General features: G+C 45.5%; 15 protein-coding genes. 12 read left to right on the top strand and 3 right to left on the bottom strand.

Annotated features, from left to right (window positions below):
* The first annotated feature begins 630 nt into the window (after window positions 1–630).
* The 5 genes from mdh (at window position 631) to ACSAZK_RS13220 (ending at window position 5,264) form a co-directional block, all read left to right on the top strand.
* Window positions 631–1,554, top strand: coding sequence for a malate dehydrogenase (gene mdh, locus ACSAZK_RS13240; protein ID WP_440954576.1), 924 nt, complete (start codon window positions 631–633; stop codon window positions 1,552–1,554).
* 249 nt (window positions 1,555–1,803) lie between these two features.
* Window positions 1,804–2,061, top strand: coding sequence for a PRC-barrel domain-containing protein (locus ACSAZK_RS13235; protein WP_048180759.1), 258 nt, complete (start codon window positions 1,804–1,806; stop codon window positions 2,059–2,061).
* Window positions 2,062–2,082: 21 nt separating this feature from the next.
* Window positions 2,083–2,814: a tRNA(His) guanylyltransferase Thg1 family protein gene (locus tag ACSAZK_RS13230; protein WP_440954575.1), complete on the top strand. Its 732-nt coding sequence runs from the start codon at window positions 2,083–2,085 to the stop codon at window positions 2,812–2,814.
* Between the two features lie 158 nt (window positions 2,815–2,972).
* Window positions 2,973–3,926 (top strand): tyrosine--tRNA ligase, encoded by a 954-nt coding sequence (locus ACSAZK_RS13225; protein WP_440954574.1) that lies wholly within the window; start codon window positions 2,973–2,975, stop codon window positions 3,924–3,926.
* A 165-nt stretch (window positions 3,927–4,091) separates the two neighbouring features.
* A complete protein-coding gene (locus ACSAZK_RS13220) occupies window positions 4,092–5,264 on the top strand; it encodes a chromosome segregation ATPase (RefSeq protein ID WP_440954573.1) in 1,173 nt (390 codons plus the stop codon).
* A gap of 194 nt (window positions 5,265–5,458) precedes the next feature.
* Here the strand turns inward: ACSAZK_RS13220 and ACSAZK_RS13215 are convergent, their stop codons facing one another.
* Window positions 5,459–5,917 carry an aminoacyl-tRNA deacylase gene (locus ACSAZK_RS13215; RefSeq protein ID WP_440954572.1) on the bottom strand — a complete coding sequence of 153 codons (459 nt, stop codon included), beginning with the start codon at window positions 5,915–5,917 and terminating at the stop codon, window positions 5,459–5,461.
* Between the two features lie 244 nt (window positions 5,918–6,161).
* Between ACSAZK_RS13215 and ACSAZK_RS13210 the strand changes: the two genes are divergently transcribed.
* The 3 genes from ACSAZK_RS13210 (at window position 6,162) to ACSAZK_RS13200 (ending at window position 10,800) form a co-directional block, all read left to right on the top strand.
* Window positions 6,162–6,692: a putative ATP-dependent zinc protease gene (locus ACSAZK_RS13210; RefSeq protein ID WP_440954571.1), complete on the top strand. Its 531-nt coding sequence runs from the start codon at window positions 6,162–6,164 to the stop codon at window positions 6,690–6,692.
* A 119-nt stretch (window positions 6,693–6,811) separates the two neighbouring features.
* Window positions 6,812–7,003 carry a hypothetical protein gene (locus ACSAZK_RS13205; protein WP_440954570.1) on the top strand — a complete coding sequence of 64 codons (192 nt, stop codon included), beginning with the start codon at window positions 6,812–6,814 and terminating at the stop codon, window positions 7,001–7,003.
* Window positions 7,004–7,251: 248 nt separating this feature from the next.
* Window positions 7,252–10,800, top strand: a complete 3,549-nt coding sequence (locus ACSAZK_RS13200; RefSeq protein WP_440954569.1) for a CARDB domain-containing protein — start codon at window positions 7,252–7,254, stop codon at window positions 10,798–10,800.
* Window positions 10,801–10,852: 52 nt separating this feature from the next.
* Here ACSAZK_RS13200 and ACSAZK_RS13195 read toward each other — a convergent pair whose 3' ends face one another.
* Both ACSAZK_RS13195 and ACSAZK_RS13190 read right to left on the bottom strand, forming a co-directional pair.
* On the bottom strand, window positions 10,853–12,013 hold the full coding sequence (locus ACSAZK_RS13195; protein WP_440954568.1) for a C45 family autoproteolytic acyltransferase/hydolase: 1,161 nt from the start codon (window positions 12,011–12,013) through the stop codon (window positions 10,853–10,855).
* A 514-nt stretch (window positions 12,014–12,527) separates the two neighbouring features.
* Window positions 12,528–12,884 carry a DUF5518 domain-containing protein gene (locus ACSAZK_RS13190; protein WP_440954567.1) on the bottom strand — a complete coding sequence of 119 codons (357 nt, stop codon included), beginning with the start codon at window positions 12,882–12,884 and terminating at the stop codon, window positions 12,528–12,530.
* 206 nt (window positions 12,885–13,090) lie between these two features.
* On the opposite strand from ACSAZK_RS13190, the gene ACSAZK_RS13185 reads away from it, so the two are divergent.
* The 4 genes from ACSAZK_RS13185 to ACSAZK_RS13170 all read left to right on the top strand — a co-directional run bounded on the left by ACSAZK_RS13185 (window position 13,091) and on the right by ACSAZK_RS13170 (window position 15,915).
* A complete protein-coding gene (locus tag ACSAZK_RS13185) occupies window positions 13,091–13,510 on the top strand; it encodes an HIT family protein (RefSeq protein ID WP_440954566.1) in 420 nt (139 codons plus the stop codon).
* A gap of 252 nt (window positions 13,511–13,762) precedes the next feature.
* On the top strand, window positions 13,763–13,990 hold the full coding sequence (locus tag ACSAZK_RS13180; protein ID WP_440954565.1) for a sulfurtransferase TusA family protein: 228 nt from the start codon (window positions 13,763–13,765) through the stop codon (window positions 13,988–13,990).
* A gap of 19 nt (window positions 13,991–14,009) precedes the next feature.
* Entirely contained in the window at window positions 14,010–14,429 is a 420-nt protein-coding gene (locus ACSAZK_RS13175; RefSeq protein ID WP_440954564.1) for a DsrE/DsrF/DrsH-like family protein, read from the top strand.
* Between the two features lie 331 nt (window positions 14,430–14,760).
* Window positions 14,761–15,915, top strand: coding sequence for a cysteine desulfurase family protein (locus ACSAZK_RS13170; protein WP_440954563.1), 1,155 nt, complete (start codon window positions 14,761–14,763; stop codon window positions 15,913–15,915).
* Window positions 15,916–15,969: the final 54 nt, after the last annotated feature.

Here is a 15,969-nt window from a genome sequence, read left to right as displayed (position 1 = left end):
TTAAGCAATCCGATCATAATTAAGCAATCCGATCATAATTAAGCAATCCGATCGTAATTAAGCAACCTGATCATAATTAAGCAACCTGATCATAATTAAGCAACCTGATCATAATTAAGCAACCTGACCATAATTAACAATTAGACAATTCCAAAAAAATAGCCGCGATCAGCATAATTAAACTCCCTCTGTTGCCCGATTATTATAAACACCCCAAAGAAAATAATAACAAAAAGATAAATATCAAAATAATAGTCTAGCAGATTGATAATTCGAAAAAACACATTATAGAGAATTTAAACCGGATTTGGGGGGACATTAAGAATATTATTAAATTGGATTGGGAAACACATAAATAATATTATTAAATCGAATTGGAAAAACATTGTTGATATCCTTAAACCGAATTGGAAAGACATTGTTGATATATATAACCCGAATTAAGAAAAAATTAATGATATCTTCAAATTTAAGAAGGAAAAAACATAGATAATATTATTAAACTGAATTAGAAGAAACATTGTTGATATCCTTTAACCGGATTCGGGGAAACATTACAAATATTCATAAAAAATGGATTCCAGAAAGGCGTCCTACAAAAATATTTTCAAACCACAGGTGTTCAAATAAATGGCTAAAATTTCCGTGATTGGTGCAGGAAATGTTGGTGCGACCACAGTTCAGCGGCTTGCCGAACTGGAACTTGGCGAAATTGTCATGACCGATATAGTAGAGGGGCTGCCCCAGGGAAAAGCCCTGGACCTCATGCAGGCGGGAGCCATCGTTGGCTATGATACCGCCATCAGAGGCAGCAATGACTACGAAGACATTGCCGACTCGGACCTCGTGATCATCACGGCCGGGATCGCCAGGAAGCCTGGTATGAGCAGGGAAGACCTGATCAGTACCAATACTAAAATAATAAATGAAGTTTCGAAGAATATTGCGAAATATGCACCGAGCTCCATCGTGATGAATGTTACAAACCCGCTAGATATAATCACTTACACTGCTTTGAAGGCGACAGGCTTTGAGCCTGAAAAAGTCTTCGGGATGAGTGGAGTCCTGGACGCGGGGCGTTTTGCAAGTTTCATTGCAGAGGAACTCAGATGTTCTAAAAAAGATGTTGAAGCCATGGTTATAGGAGGGCACGGAGACCTGATGGTCCCGCTTCCCCAGTACACCACGGTTTCGGGGATCCCACTCACAGAACTTCTTCCGGAAGGAGAGATCGCACGCCTGGTGGACAGGACCGTGAATGGTGGAGCCGAAATAGTGGGCCTGCTCAAACAAGGAAGTGCTTTTTACGCGCCTTCGGCAGCCGTTGCCCGGATGGCAGAGGCGGTGCTGAAGGATTCAAAGAGGATACTTCCCGCTTCCGCTTACCTTGAAGGAGAATACGAGCAGGAGGGGATCTACTTCGGAGTTCCTGTAAAACTCGGGGCATCGGGAGTTGAAGAAATTCTGGAACTCGAACTCAGCGAGGAACAGTATGAAATCCTCAGGAAGTCAGCAGAAACCATAAGGAAGGTAATCTCAGGGCTGGGGGTCTGAGATTTCCCATCTTTACCTGCTTTTTTTTTCATTTCCCTTTCCGGCCCTGCGTCAAGTTAAATACATAATAATTATAATAAACAACTAAAAATTCACCAACAACTGAGTAAAAATACTCACAAATACAGAAGACTCTTCAGTTCCGGGATAAATGTAGAAGAAAATTTGGCAAAACTATAACATATATAAGTATGTGTTTCATATAGGATAGAGAGAAGTATTGAAATTAATTTACAAAGCAGGGATATAATGCGCGCAGAACTTACATCACTCTTTGGCTTGAACATATACACCAACGCTGGTGTTTATGTAGGGAAGTTGCAGGACGTTGTGATTGATGTTGAGAGTCAGAAAATCAGCGGGCTTGCGGTTTCGGACATCAACAGGGACCTCTTTGACCTGAGTAGCAAAGGCGTCATCATTCCCTACAGGTGGGTAATAACAGCAGCAGATATCATCATAATCCGGGATGTCATCCAGAGATACAAAAAACAGAAAGAAGACTGAAGTAATTTTTACAAAATTTCTATGAAAAACCGGGAAATCTATGCTGAGATGCGCTGTGTATCTCCCGTGATTGTGCGCGCTGACGGCAGGAATTTCAAAAATACGCTTTTGAACCTGGACATTAGAAAGCCCTATGACGAAAGGTTTGCCAGGGCAATGGCAGATACTGCAGAACTATTTATTAAAAAAAGCGGCATAAGCCCCCTTTTTGCCTACACTTTTTCGGATGAAGTTAACCTTTTGTTCTTTGACCCCCCTTTTGGCGGAAGAGTCGAAAAAATTGATTCGGTCACGGCAAGCTATCTGGGAAGCGCACTTACGTTATCCCTGGGACTTGAAAAACCCCTGGCTTTTGACGCAAGGGTTGTTGCCCTGCAAAAAGAAGAAATTCAGGAATACCTGCACTGGAGGCAGCTTGAAGCCTGGCGCAATTGTGTTTTCTCCTACGGGTACTATACCCTGAGGAAAGAAGGCATGGGAGGGGCCGAAGCCTCGAAATTCCTGAGAAGGAAAAGAGAAAGGGACATCCACGAACTGCTTTTCGAAAGGGGAACCAACATTGCGGCAGTTCCTGCCTGGCAGCGGAGAGGAATCCTTATTTACAGGACAGAGTATGAGATTTCCGGTTTCAACCCCGTACTCGGGAGGGAGACAGGGGCCCTGCGCACAAAAATCATCCAGAATTGGGATATCCCGAAATTCAAATCCGAAGAAGGGAAAGCGCTATTAGAGAAACTTATTAATAGAAACTGAGTTTTCTGAATACGAAGAAGATTCACGACCATTCGCTCCGTATAGTACGGACGAGAGGAGTTCCGGAAATCCAGGATACCGACTATTCCGGAAAAAATAATGGTTAGAATTAAGACTTAGAAAAAAATTACAAGATAAACGTCAGGAATGTAGAGGCAATGGACAGACTTGAGCTTATAAAAAGGAATGTTCAGGAAATCGTAACTGAAGAAGAACTTGAAGAACTTCTCAAGAAAAAAGAAGCCCCCTGCGCATATGTAGGATACGAACCAAGTGGAAAAATCCACATGGGGCATGTCCTTACCGTGAACAAGTTAATCGATTTGCAGAATGCGGGATTCAAGATTACTGTTTTACTGGCAGACGTGCACGCTTACCTGAACAAGAAAGGGACACTTGAAGAGGTCCGGAAAGTTGCGGACTACAACAGGCGCTGTTTTATTGCCCTCGGGCTTGATGAAGAAAAGACCGATTTCGTATACGGGTCGGACTACCAGCTGGGATCTGAGTACATGTTAAACGTGCTCAAGCTTTCCCAGGCAGTGACCCTTAACAGGGCCACGAGGAGCATGGATGAGGTAGGGCGTGCAATGGACAACCCCATGGTCTCCCAGATGGTCTACCCCCTCATGCAGGCAATTGATATTGCCATGCTAGGAGTAGACGTTGCTGTTGGCGGAATTGACCAGAGGAAGATTCACATGCTTGCCCGTGAAAACCTCAAAGCTCTGGGTTTCCCGACTCCGGTCTGTATCCACACCCCGATTCTCCTGGGCCTCGATGGGACCAAGATGGCTTCTTCAAAGGATAACTTTATTTCTGTGGACGACACTGAAGAAGACATATACAAAAAATTCAAGAAAGCGTTCTGCAAGATGGGAGATACAGAAGAAAACCCGATTCTTGCCCTTTTCCGCTACCATATCTTCCCGAGATACGAGAAAATCGTAATCGAAAGGCCGGAAAAGTTCGGAGGGGACCTTAAATACAACAGCTACTCCGAAATGGAAAGCGCCTTTGCAGCCGAAGACCTTCACCCGATGGACCTTAAAAACTCAGCTGCAAAATACATAAACGAGATCCTGGACCCTGTAAGGAAAGTTTTGCTCTGACAGCTTTTAAAAGTTAGGATGTGGGCCCGGGACACTCCTGGAAAATATAAAAGCCCGGGGAAGGAAAATACTTTCATAAAATAACAGCAACATTTAGATAAAATATTATATAGACATACCGCATAGAATATTTGAAGGGTTTGTTTAGATATTCAGGGTGCTCTTATGAGATATACATATCAGGACTCTACGGAACTGCCTGTGCAGCGAGATTTCATTGAGGATCTGAAAACGTTCATGGAGGTTACGGCCAGAGTGATACCTCTGGAGAACTCCATAATAGAAATCAAGTGCAAGAACAAGGAATTACTCCTTGCACTGAAAAACAAAATAGAACAACTAAATCTATTTGAAGAACGTTTCAATTCCCTGGTGAAAAAGCTTGCCGAAGAAATCGACACAGAGGAGACCCGCCCCTGTGTGGACGCAGTCCTAGCAACGTGCAACGAAAATATCGGGAAAGAGCGAGAAGTTTTCGAAACAGAGACAAAAAAGGTTGAGAGTGGAGCCTCCCTTGAATATCAAAGAATTGAGACCAACATACTCGAGATACTTAGTAAGTTTTTAATATCAGGTGTTTACGGAGCCGAAAAAAGTTTTGAACTTTCCACAAAAGGAAATACTCTTTCCGGACAGATGGAAGGTTCGGTTTCAGGGCTGCAGTACAGGTACAAACTGGGCTTTGCAGAAGAAGGGTTAACCGTTGAGAAACTGATAGGCAGTCTGAGCCTTCCGGGCTGGACAAAGACAGGGCTTCTCCGGAAGGAAGAAAAGATAAAAATGCAGGAGCTTTCTGCCCTGCTTGTAACTTCCCTGGAGTATGACAGCCAGAAAAACATCCGTCTGAGCCTCGAAGACAAAAAAGCAAAAAAGAAGTTCAGGATTGAAGGCGGGGATAACAGGTATTTTGTCTACGATGAAGACAAGGAGATCACAGCCGACAAGGAACTGGGAGCTCTTGTTGACATTGGAAGCCTTGCAAAGATCCCCGGAAAAATCCAGGCTTACCTGAAAGCAAACATCCGCACCTATTCCCTCTCAAAGGTCCTCATTGACGAAGAAGATGCCATTTCCAACAACCAGGTCTTTGACTGCCTGAAAGTGATTGCCGAACAATACGGGACAATAGTCCATGAATGCCTCACAAAAGGGCACAACAAAGAGGAAATCACGATCAAGCTTGAGGAAGCCGACGGAACCAGAACAGAAAAATACATCTCCAGAGCTGAAATCTACAACCAGCTTTCCGAAATCGGAAGTGAAGGAGTAGAACTTGCCGGAATCCTGGGAGTCGACACCAGGGCACAGGTCAAGGAAAGCAAATACCTGATCGTCTGAACAGGTTTTTGCATCTATTTTTTTAATTGCCCTTCAAATGGGGCTCATTTTTGCCCCATGCTTTTCCAACTGCTTTTTTCCAGACCTTCTTTTCCGCCACCCGCTTTTAAGTTACCGCTTTTAAGTTACCATTTTTACTTCAACTTTTCATTTTGTGTTCCTGTAATTTACTATCTTTTCACCCCGCAGGTCTCTTATTTCCTTATCCTTACGACTTTCCCACCGTTTACCCTCTGTAGTTCTTCTGGCGGGACCCTGAGAAGGGAAGTCTCAGAGCCTCCCCCGGCATATACAAGCTCTTTTTCCGTAACCTTCGGGTCAATAAGGAAAATGGCTTCAAATCCGAAAGGAGGAGTCCCTCCGCAGGGGTACCCGGTTTTTTCGAGGATTTCTTCAGGGAGAGCGGTTCTGGGCCTTTCGACCTCCAGGATTTTTCCGACCCTTGAAGTGCTGACCCGGTCCTCCCCTTTGACAACACCTACAATAAGGTTCCCATCCGGGTCAAGGAGGCAGATGCTCTTTACAAAATCCTTAGGGGATGCCCCGACGGTTTCAGCTGCTTCTTCAACCGAGTGACAGGAAGCATTGAAGCTCAGGTGTTCGGCCCCGACACCGTTTGCAGAGATGTAAGTTTTCATTTTTTCTTCATACATCAAAAAGACCTCACGAGTGAAAATTCAAAAATATCTTAAAATGACTCAAAATGACTCAAAATACCTCATAACTCAAAATACCTCACAACTCAAAATACCTCACAACTCAAAATACCTCACAACTCAAAATACCTCACAACTCAAAATACCTCACAACTCAAAATGACTCAGATGATTAAACTAAAATACACACGCCGGAAGAAACTTAAATAAACTTCGATATTCCAGTTATTTGGGGGTGCTCATGGAAGCTGAAGATATTCTGGCGATATTCAAGTTCTCAGCACAGGAAAGAAAAATCCTTTTGAGCTTCGGGATTCAGGAAGACGTTTTTCTGCCTCTGCTACTTTCCCTGAAGTCCGGGGGTTCCTGGAGTTACGCCGCGGAGGAAAGCAGAAGCATTGCAGTAAAGGACGTGACAACCTATTATGACGAAGAAAACAAAGCCGGCTACACCCTTGAGGAGGTTTACCTTTTTATTGACCCTGAAATCTTGAAGCAGGAAGGCAGCGTATACAGACTCGAAAAATGCGGACGAAAAGGGGAACGAGAGCTTGTTATAAGGCCTTACCGCATGATCCTGAAGGCAAGAAAGATAGTCCTTGCACAGGTGGACCCCGGGAAAAAGAAGATTTTTATCCGGGAAATAGAGAAAAAAAAGATCTCACTTAAGGGCACCCCTGCATACAGTGCGGCACATGAGCTTGAACACCTGGAAAAAGGGGAAGTCAGGGGCCTACCGCTCTGGAACTTTGAATATATCCCGCAGGCCTGAACCTGCATATCCGGACTCATATAAAAAACCCTGACATCCGGCAAAAATCCTGAAATCCAAAACCGATTAAAAAAATAAAGACCTGCACATATAAATCTCAGGCAAGCCAATCTACTTTCATGGGGGAGCAGGAAGAGGGAGAACAAAGGAAGAACGATGCAGTAATTGCATTCGCAGGAGGATGGTTAGTCGGAAGCGGAAGCGGAATCATCTTAGGAGATGTAAAACTCGGGCTCATACTGGGGGCGGGGCTTGGAGTTATTCTGGGACTGCTGAGGATGAAATACGGGAGCAAAACAGAGAAGTTTTGAGAGATTCCCGGCTGCCATTTCAAGGTAGAATCCCAAAATTTCAGGTGGGAATTATGTCCTGAAACTTTATTCAGTAAAAAAAATGAGAAGTTTTATTTCTATGACTTATATAATTACCAGATTTATAAGTTATTGATAGACCAGACGTTTCCATTTCTGGCTAAAGGGGGCAAGGGATAATGAAAATGAAGGTCACTATTTAGTATTCATTTATTATAGTAACACTGATAACTCTTATATTTATTTTAATGATACCCGGAACAGTATCTGCGGGGGACGGGGATGACATGGTTTCCGGAGACGGAAATAATTCGTCCGTGGAAAACTTACCGGACCTTGTAATCGAAACACTCACAACGGAACCAGAGAATCCGGAACCCGGAGACATGATAACTATAACGGCAACTGTAAAAAACCAGGGGACGGAGAGATCAATAAAAACAAACCTTGCGTATAATATTGACTTAGTAGGGATAGGGGAAAGAGAAATACCTGAACTTGATCCGGGGTCAAGTTCTCAGATCTCGGAAACGTGGACACCGAGTACGGAAGGAACAGTGAATATCCTGGTATGGGCAGATTCGGAAAACTATGTTTCCGAAAGCGATGAGTGGAACAACGTAAAAACAGAATCAATAGAAGTAAAAAAACAAAAGTATCCGGATCTGGTAGTCGAAACAATTTCCAGTAACCCTACCGAGCCGGAGCCAGGCCAAACGGCAACCGTAACAGTGACTGTAAAGAACCTGGGAACAGAGAAATCGGGGCCGACAAATCTTGAATTCTATGTTGATGGGGTTTATACGGGGGAAGAGGAGATCCCGGACCTCAACTACTATGATGAAGGTAGTTATCTCGGAACTTATGCAGAGGAAGGAGATGTGCCCGAACTAACTCCGGGATCAAGTTATTCAATCTCGTTCGAATGGACCCCCGAAACCGATGGGGAAGCCGAGATAAGAGCGGTAGTGGATTCCGAAGATATAGTTCCTGAAAGCGATGAGGAGAACAATGAAAAAACATTGAACATAACTGCAAAAAAGAAAATGTTTCCTGACCTTATAATAACAGCATTCTCGGTGGAACCTGACAACCTGGAACCGGGGGAGACAGTAAACATAGCAGTAACGGTAAGAAACCGGGGAAATGAGAGGTCCGGACAGACAAATATCGCATTCTACGTTAATGAAGGGTATATCGGAGAGGTCCAGTTGCCGGAACTCTCCGCAAAATCAAGCCTTTCCAGATCTTACCAGTGGGTCCCGGAAACCGAAGGAATCAATTGGATAAGGGCAAGGGTAGATGAGGATAACCTGGTTTTTGAAAGCAATGAATGGAACAACGATGAATCAGATTACGTCGTAGTGGAAAAACAAACATACCCAGACCTGGTAATCGAAGATTTCACAGCAAATCCGTCCAACCCGGAACCTGGAGAGACGGTAATTCTAACAACAATTGTAAAAAACCAGGGAAACGAAAAATCCGATGAGACAGACCTGACGTACTATATTGCAGGAAGTGGGATAGGAAAGGGAATAGTACCGGAACTAGAACCGGAATCAAGTTTGGAAATATCATTTCCATGGATCCCGGAGACGGAAGAAACAGTGAATATCCTGGCATGGGCAGACGCGGGGAATCAGGTTGAAGAAAGCAATGAATGGAACAATGAAAAAACAGTATCATTAGAAGTAACAAAACAAACATTTCCCGATCTTATAATCGAAACACTCACGGCAGACCCGTCCAATCCGAAACCTGGAGACACAGTAACTGTAAAGGCAATTGTAAAAAACCAGGGAACGGAAAAATCCCCAGAGACAGACCTGGAGTACTATATTGATGAAACCTGGAATGGAGAAAGGAAAATTCCAGGGCTTGAACCGGGATCAAGTTCAGAAATATCATTTGCATGGACCCCAGCTACTGAAGAAACAGTGAATATCCTTGCAAAGGCAGATGCGGGGAATCAGGTTGAAGAAAGCAATGAATGGAACAACGAAAAAACAGTATCAATCGATGTAATAAAACAAACATTTCCCGACCTTATAATCGAAACACTCACGGCAGACCCGTCCAATCCGAAACCTGGAGACACAGTAACTGTAAAGGCAATTGTAAAAAACCAGGGAACGGAAAAATCCCCAGAGACAGACCTGGAGTACTATATTGCAGAAAGTGATATTGGAGAGAGAATAATACCGGACCTTGAACCGGGATCAAGTTCGGAAATATCATTTCCATGGACCCCGGAGACGGAGGGAATGGTGAATATCCTGGCACAGGCAGATGCAGGGGGGCAAGTTACCGAAAGTGATGAAGGGAACAATGAAGAAACGATATCGATAAGAGTAGAAGGACAGAATTATCCGGACCTTGTAGTCGAAGACCTCTCCTGGGAACCTTCTGACCCTGATACCGGAAAACCGTTAAATTTCACCCTGAAGGTGAAAAACCAGGGGCTGGCAGTTTCCCCGGAAAGCATTGCAAAATATTATATCAACGGGACTCCCGTGGGAGAAATCTCCATCCCACTACTTCTCGCAGGGTCGGAAACAAACGCAGAATTTTCCCTGACCCCCGACAAAGAAGGAGTGATGGAGGTAAAGGTGCACCTGGACTTTGAGGATAAGGTGCCTGAAAGCGATGATACAAACAACGAATTTACAAAAGAAGTAAGCGTGAAAACAACGCTTGTTGAGTACCCTGACCTGGTTATAGATTCACTTACCTGGGCACCGGAAAAGCCCGAACCCAATGAGAGCGTAACTTTCACGGTAACGGTGAAAAATACGGGCACTGCAGGATCGGAAGAAAACGTTCTTGAATACGAGATTGAAGGGGCAAATGAAGGGAACCTGACAGTACCGGCACTTTCTGCGGGGGAGACTTTTGGAGGAACTTTTTCCTGGGTAGCAGGAGAGGAAGGAAAAATAGAAGTCAAAGCAGTTGTAGACACCGGAAATGAGGTGCTTGAAGGCAGTGAAACAAACAACGAAATCACAAAGACCATTAATGTCGCCAAAGAAACCGTAGTTACTTCAAGCGGGGGAGGTGGAGGAGGCGGAGGGTCTTCAAGCTCTTCCAGTTCAAGCAGTTCGGGAGGCTCAAAAGAACCTGCACGGAACGTTGAAGTAAAAGAACTTTCCACCAGGTACATAATCAACGGCTACCATGTAAGGTATGAGTTCCCTGAGAACGTCACATGCATTACCGTTATAGAATTCGATCCAAAGAGGACTTTTAAGAAGACAACCACCATCGTAGAAGTACTTAAGGAAAAGTCCGTCTTCGCCTCAAACCTTCCACCCGGAAGGATATACAAAAACCTGAACATATGGGTAGGGGACAAAGGAGCCGGACTTCCGGAATTTCTCGATAACGCATATATCGAGTTCAGAGTGGAAAAAAGCTGGATTGAAAAGAACGGGATCAACGAATCCCTGATAACCCTGCTCCACTACGACAAAAAATGGAACCCTCTGGAAACCGAGAAAATGGGAGAAAACGAGCAATACGTCTACTTTAAGGCTACAACTCCCGGTTTCTCTCCCTTTGCAATAACCGAGTATACGGGGGAAGAAGAAACAATCGAAGACCCTGAAGGAGAGCTGAAAGGAGTTCCCAGCAGTCTCGGAGAATTAGGAGAAGACGGAGTCGTTAACGGGAGTGCGGAAATAGAAGAAAATGCTGAAGAAAAGAAACCGATCGGGATGAAAAAAGTGCTTGTGGCAATTTCCCTGCCCATATTCATGATCCTTGTCCAATTCCTGGTTTTGAAGAAAAGAGACTAAAGCTATTCTCTTTTCTATTTTTTCATTTTAAAGAAGAAAACCTGAAGTTAAATCAATCGAGAGCTACAATTTCCCAGAAACCGGGTTCAGCCTTTTCCTTAACGATTTTTGCCTGGTACACGCCGGAGGTGGAAGGGTTTTCAAGGTTGAAAATGTGCCATTCGTTAAGCGCCGGAGGCCCGAAACAGACCCTGGTTTCCCCTGTGGTCAGATCAAAGATAAGGGACCTGAGGGTTCCGAAAAATTCGTCATAATAGGAACAGCAGACCCCATCAGGGTACTTTTGCGTAAATATTCTGCTCAATGTTCCCGGCCCGATTTCAGGGGATGCCTCCTGAAGGCTTGATTCGAGAATCTCCTGCCTTAAAGCAGAATTTTTCATCGCATAGGGGATGTGCGGGACCATGCTGGGGATAGTAAGATGGTTGGTTGAGCACAGGAACTGTTCTTCAGAAGAAGCGTCGAGAAGCTTAACAGCCTTCTCTCTCCCCGAGATTTCAATCAGGGCCGCCTTTCCCCTCCGGTCAGCCACAATCAGGTTAAGGTTGCAGCAGAGAGGCATTTCATCCATAAGCGCAAGCGCCTCTTCCACATTCTTGCAGTAATCAAGCACTGCCCTCAGAACTGCCCAGGACTGGAAACCGCTTTGTGGGAGCGGCTGCATCCCCTCCCCCACCCCGACCGGAACTCTTGCCGAGGACATGGTCGTGGAAAGTCCGTGCTCATTCATGCCCTCACTCCGCCCGAAAAAGAAGGTCGAAAAACCTATGTGATCAGCCTTTCCCTTTATGCGGGTGGTACAGAGCCGCAAGTCGTCTATCCTGTCACTGAATTCATAACTCCTTCCGACCAGAACATGCTCGTTTTCGGAGATTGAAGGCAAGACCGCCATATGGCTGCAGTTCCCACTTTCTTCGGGAGAAGGTCCTGCTTTCAGGTAAGTACTCGCATAGTAAATGGCCTGTTCGGGAGACACATCCAGGCAGTCAGCAAAGCCTTCGATTTCTTCGTTCAACCCGGGACAAAAATCATCAAAAAGATCAATTACACCTGCAAACTCGAGGTCGGAAAATAGACCCTCCCCCGAAGTGAAAAACTCCACAGCCTGCGGGTAATCTTTGATCGCTGCTCCCTGCAGGTACCCGACTTCGTAAGAAGTGCCTTCGAGAACCGCATGGGTGAAAGCCAGCTCTTCGGTGGCGGAATTACTCATGTAAACACCTTCCCCAAAACTCCGGTATCCAATCCTATATAGCAGGCAATCCGGATGCAGAGGGTATAAATAATCAACATAAACTGATCATCAACGTAAACTAATCATCAACATCAAGTGACTTATAGTATTATTTTAATAATAATTAAAACTAGCTGAAAGCATACCCGGAAAAGGTAACCCGCTTTACGGAACTCCTCTCAGAAAAGAGCCTGGAAACCAGGGATGAATTATGAAGGGAACGCTGAACTTGAGAACAAAAAAGGAGAACTTTACGGGATAGAGAAAGACAAAATACTGATTTGAAGACCTCCCGTACAGGGGCTTTAACCAGTTTATCCTTTCAAATAGGCTTACCAATTAAACCTGTTCACCAATTAAACCTGTTCACCAATTAAACCTGTTCACCAATTAAACCTGTTCACCAATTAAACCTGTTCACCAATTAAACCTGTTCACCAATTAAACCTGTTCACCAGTTAAACCTGTTCACCAATTTAAAACGGTTATTGTCTCAAGCCAGTTTTCTTTCTGCAAGAATTGCCCCGATTGCCGAACCGATGATACCTATTATAGCAGTATGGGCCACCAGGATCAGCGTAATTATAACGCCGGATACCGCTACAAACCCACCCAGCACGGGAATATCACTGAGCACGGCCCCGAGAAAGCCTGCCAGAAGGAAACCCGGAAGCACCATAAAGACAGTCATCAGTACCCCTGCTTTAAGCCCTCCTCCAAAGCCTCCGTCGGCCACGTAGCCGCCGAGAAGACCTCCGAGGAAAGGAGCGATTACATTCACGCCAGGAATGAAATAAAAGATAGTGGTACAGACCAGGCCGACAAGTGCACCTTTTATGCTTTCACCCATTTATTTTCAATCTCCAGATTTATCTCAATCTTCAGATTCATTCTCCGGGTACGGGCATTATTTTCCGGATATAGGTATTTTTGGGCACAATGTGTTAAATCTATTTCTTACAAAAAGAGCTGAAAAAGAGCTTTTAGCAGGAACCCTACCAGGAAACCGAAGCCTGATATAAACGAAGCCCACAAAACTCTATGGGGGTACAATTCATGACAGAAGACTGCCTTTTTTGCAAAATCGTATCAGGAGAAATACCTTCATACAGAGTCTATGAAGACGAAGCCGTGTACGCATTTCTTGACATAAATCCTGCAAGCGAGGGGCATACGCTAGTTGCCCCAAAGAAGCACTTTAACAGTTTCACGGACCTGGGAGCGGAAGACATTGCAGCACTTTTTGAAGCTGCAAAAAAAGTTACGCTTGCCCTTGAGAAGGCTTTTTCAGCTAACGGAATGAATATAGGGGTCAACAACGGGGAGGTTGCCGGACAGGAAGTCCCCCATGTCCACGTCCACGTGATCCCCAGAAAGAAGGGAGACGGAGGAAGAGGGATCAAATCCATCGTCTGGACAGAGCCAGATACCGCCAATCTTGAAGGAATGGCTGAAAAGATAAGGAAAGCATTCTGAGATCGGAAGAGTTCTGAGACAGAGAACACAGCGGAGCTGGAAATGTCCGGGGAAAAAATAATTTATTTATAATGATTCCTTTTCCGGAGGATATGAGCCTTTCGGAAGTACGACAGCCTGTTCACTGGCAAAATTTTGACTACGAAACCATAATATATTTTTTGAAATATACTGAATGTAGGGGAGGAACTGAATTATTAACTAAATTATTATTACAAACCTTCCTATTTTCATTGCTTTTGGGGAGAGAGCATGGCAGAAATGGAAATCGACGTTAGGGGGGAGACCTGCCCGGTTCCGCTGGTAGAGTGCCGAAAAGCGCTCAAAAAGGCCTCGCCCGGAGACCTTGTGATTGTAAAAGGCACGCATCCCGCATCCAAAAAAGAAATACCCATGGCCTGCGAGGCAATGGGGCTTGAGGTGCTGGGGATCGAAGACAAGGAAAAAGGAAAAGAGTGGAAGATAAAGATCCGGAGATAAAACCGGATAGGGAGTGAGTATGGGGGGAAAAGCAGTCCTGGTTCTGCATAGCGGAGATATGGACAAGGTGTACAGTGCACTCATAATAGGAAACGGAGCCCTGGCAATGGGCATGGAAGCTTCCATATACTTCACCTTCTGGGGGCTCATGAGACTGAAAAAGGGAGGGCTTGAAAAAGGCCCACTTTCCAAGATGCACATGCTGGGCCTGGGGAAGTGGATGGTCAAACAGAGGATGGACAAAGCCAACGTAGCCCCCCTTGAAAAACTCATGAACGACTTCAAGGAACTTGGGGGAAAGATCATCGCCTGTGAAATGACCATGGAGATCATGGGCATAAAGAAAGAAGAGCTTCGGACGGAATGGATAGACGAGTGGGGAGCAGTGGGGTCCTATGTATATGAAGCAAGGGATGCCAGCATAACGCTCTTTATCTGAAGCCCTGGACCTGAATATCCGATAACGCCAGCAGTCCAATAATCCCGGAATTACGACAGTTCCGGTATTCCAATAATATCAGTATTCCAATAATTTTGGCATCCCAATAATTTTGGCATTCCGATAGTTCCGGCATTCCGATAGTTCCGGCATTCCGATAGTTCCGACATTCCGATAGTTCCGACATTCCGATAGTTCCGGTATTCCGATGGTCCCGGCATTTCAATAATTTCGGAATTCAGATAATCCTGGCACTATCTGAAATTTACTCTTAAACTTAATGTTATCCGAACTTAATCATATCCGAGGAGGGGTAAAAATATTTGAAGAAATGACCTATCTTGACAATTCTGCCTGCACCCGGCTGGACGAGAGGGTGCTTGAAACAATGAAGCCGTACTTTTTTGATACTTATGCGGTAGCAACGTCCGAATTTGGGTACTCGATGGGAATCGAAGCAAAAGAAGGGCTTGAACAGGCCAGGGAAGGCATCGCTTCCGGACTGGGGGCAGATCCCGGGGAAATCGTCTTTACCTCAGGGTCCACGGAATCGAGCAACATGGCTCTGAAAGGAGTTGCCCTGGCCCTAAAGGAGAAAAAAGGGAAGCACATCATCGTCTCAAAGATCGAGGACTTCCCAGTGCTGAACACGGCAAAAGCCCTGGCAAAGCAGGGGTTTGACGTGACCTTCCTGGAAGTTGACGCCGAGGGCTTCGTAAACCTGGAAGAACTGGAAAAGGCGATCACTGACGAAACCATCCTGGTCTCGGTCCAGCAGGGCAACCAGGAGATAGGAACCGTCCAGGACCTAAAAGCCGTTTCCGAGATCTGTGAAGCAAAAGAAGTGCTCCTGCACAGCGACGCCACCCACAGCTTTACGCGGCTGCCCCTGGACGTAAAAGAACTGCCCGTGGATCTGGTCACCGCATCCGCACATACCATCCACGGTCCCAGGGGGATAGGGGCGCTTTACATCCGGGAAGGAACACCCATCCACAAGTTCATGGACGGCGGATTCCAGGAGTCCAACAGGCGGGCAGGAGTCGAGAACATCCCGGGAGCCGTTGGCTTTGCAAAAGCCGCGGAACTTGTAAGCCCGGAAGAAAACAAGCAGCTCGAAGCTATGCGGGACCGGGTGATCGAGCGGGCACTTGCAGAAATTCCCAGGGTCACCCTGAACGGAAGCAGGGGAAAGCGCCTGCCCCAGAACGCAAACCTGACCTTCCACTACGTTGAAGGGGAATCGATTACCCTGCACATGGATATGAGGGGCTTTGCCCTGAGCACGGGTTCGGCCTGTTTTTCCAAATCCCTGGAAGCCAGCCATGTGATCATGGGCATAGGAGGGGACCATGAACGGGCACACGGTTCGGTGCGCTTTAGTTTCGGGCGCTACAACAGCATGGAAGATGCGGATGCCGTAATCGATGCTATGAGTGAAGTGGTGACGAGGCTGCGGGAAATCAGCCCCCTGGCTGAGAAATAAACCGGGAAGAAAGATAGGAAAGGAAGAGAAAAGAAGATAGGAACGGGAAAAAGA

Source organism: Methanosarcina sediminis (assembly GCF_052056915.1).
Lineage (GTDB): Archaea > Halobacteriota > Methanosarcinia > Methanosarcinales > Methanosarcinaceae > MTP4.
The sequence above is the reverse complement of the archived record's forward strand: the minus strand, read 5'-3'. Positions and strand labels throughout refer to the sequence as shown.

What these genes read in the sequence shown, in the direction of transcription:
- mdh (WP_440954576.1), top strand. Translation starts at nt 631, where the DNA reads ATGGCTAAAATTTCCGTGATTGGTGCAGGAAATGTTGGTGCGACCACA.
- ACSAZK_RS13235 (WP_048180759.1), top strand. Translation starts at nt 1,804, where the DNA reads ATGCGCGCAGAACTTACATCACTCTTTGGCTTGAACATATACACCAAC.
- ACSAZK_RS13230 (WP_440954575.1), top strand. Translation starts at nt 2,083, where the DNA reads ATGAAAAACCGGGAAATCTATGCTGAGATGCGCTGTGTATCTCCCGTG.
- ACSAZK_RS13225 (WP_440954574.1), top strand. Translation starts at nt 2,973, where the DNA reads ATGGACAGACTTGAGCTTATAAAAAGGAATGTTCAGGAAATCGTAACT.
- ACSAZK_RS13220 (WP_440954573.1), top strand. Translation starts at nt 4,092, where the DNA reads ATGAGATATACATATCAGGACTCTACGGAACTGCCTGTGCAGCGAGAT.
- ACSAZK_RS13215 (WP_440954572.1), bottom strand. Translation starts at nt 5,917, where the DNA reads ATGTATGAAGAAAAAATGAAAACTTACATCTCTGCAAACGGTGTCGGG.
- ACSAZK_RS13210 (WP_440954571.1), top strand. Translation starts at nt 6,162, where the DNA reads ATGGAAGCTGAAGATATTCTGGCGATATTCAAGTTCTCAGCACAGGAA.
- ACSAZK_RS13205 (WP_440954570.1), top strand. Translation starts at nt 6,812, where the DNA reads ATGGGGGAGCAGGAAGAGGGAGAACAAAGGAAGAACGATGCAGTAATT.
- ACSAZK_RS13200 (WP_440954569.1), top strand. Translation starts at nt 7,252, where the DNA reads ATGATACCCGGAACAGTATCTGCGGGGGACGGGGATGACATGGTTTCC.
- ACSAZK_RS13195 (WP_440954568.1), bottom strand. Translation starts at nt 12,013, where the DNA reads ATGAGTAATTCCGCCACCGAAGAGCTGGCTTTCACCCATGCGGTTCTC.
- ACSAZK_RS13190 (WP_440954567.1), bottom strand. Translation starts at nt 12,884, where the DNA reads ATGGGTGAAAGCATAAAAGGTGCACTTGTCGGCCTGGTCTGTACCACT.
- ACSAZK_RS13185 (WP_440954566.1), top strand. Translation starts at nt 13,091, where the DNA reads ATGACAGAAGACTGCCTTTTTTGCAAAATCGTATCAGGAGAAATACCT.
- ACSAZK_RS13180 (WP_440954565.1), top strand. Translation starts at nt 13,763, where the DNA reads ATGGCAGAAATGGAAATCGACGTTAGGGGGGAGACCTGCCCGGTTCCG.
- ACSAZK_RS13175 (WP_440954564.1), top strand. Translation starts at nt 14,010, where the DNA reads ATGGGGGGAAAAGCAGTCCTGGTTCTGCATAGCGGAGATATGGACAAG.
- ACSAZK_RS13170 (WP_440954563.1), top strand. Translation starts at nt 14,761, where the DNA reads ATGACCTATCTTGACAATTCTGCCTGCACCCGGCTGGACGAGAGGGTG.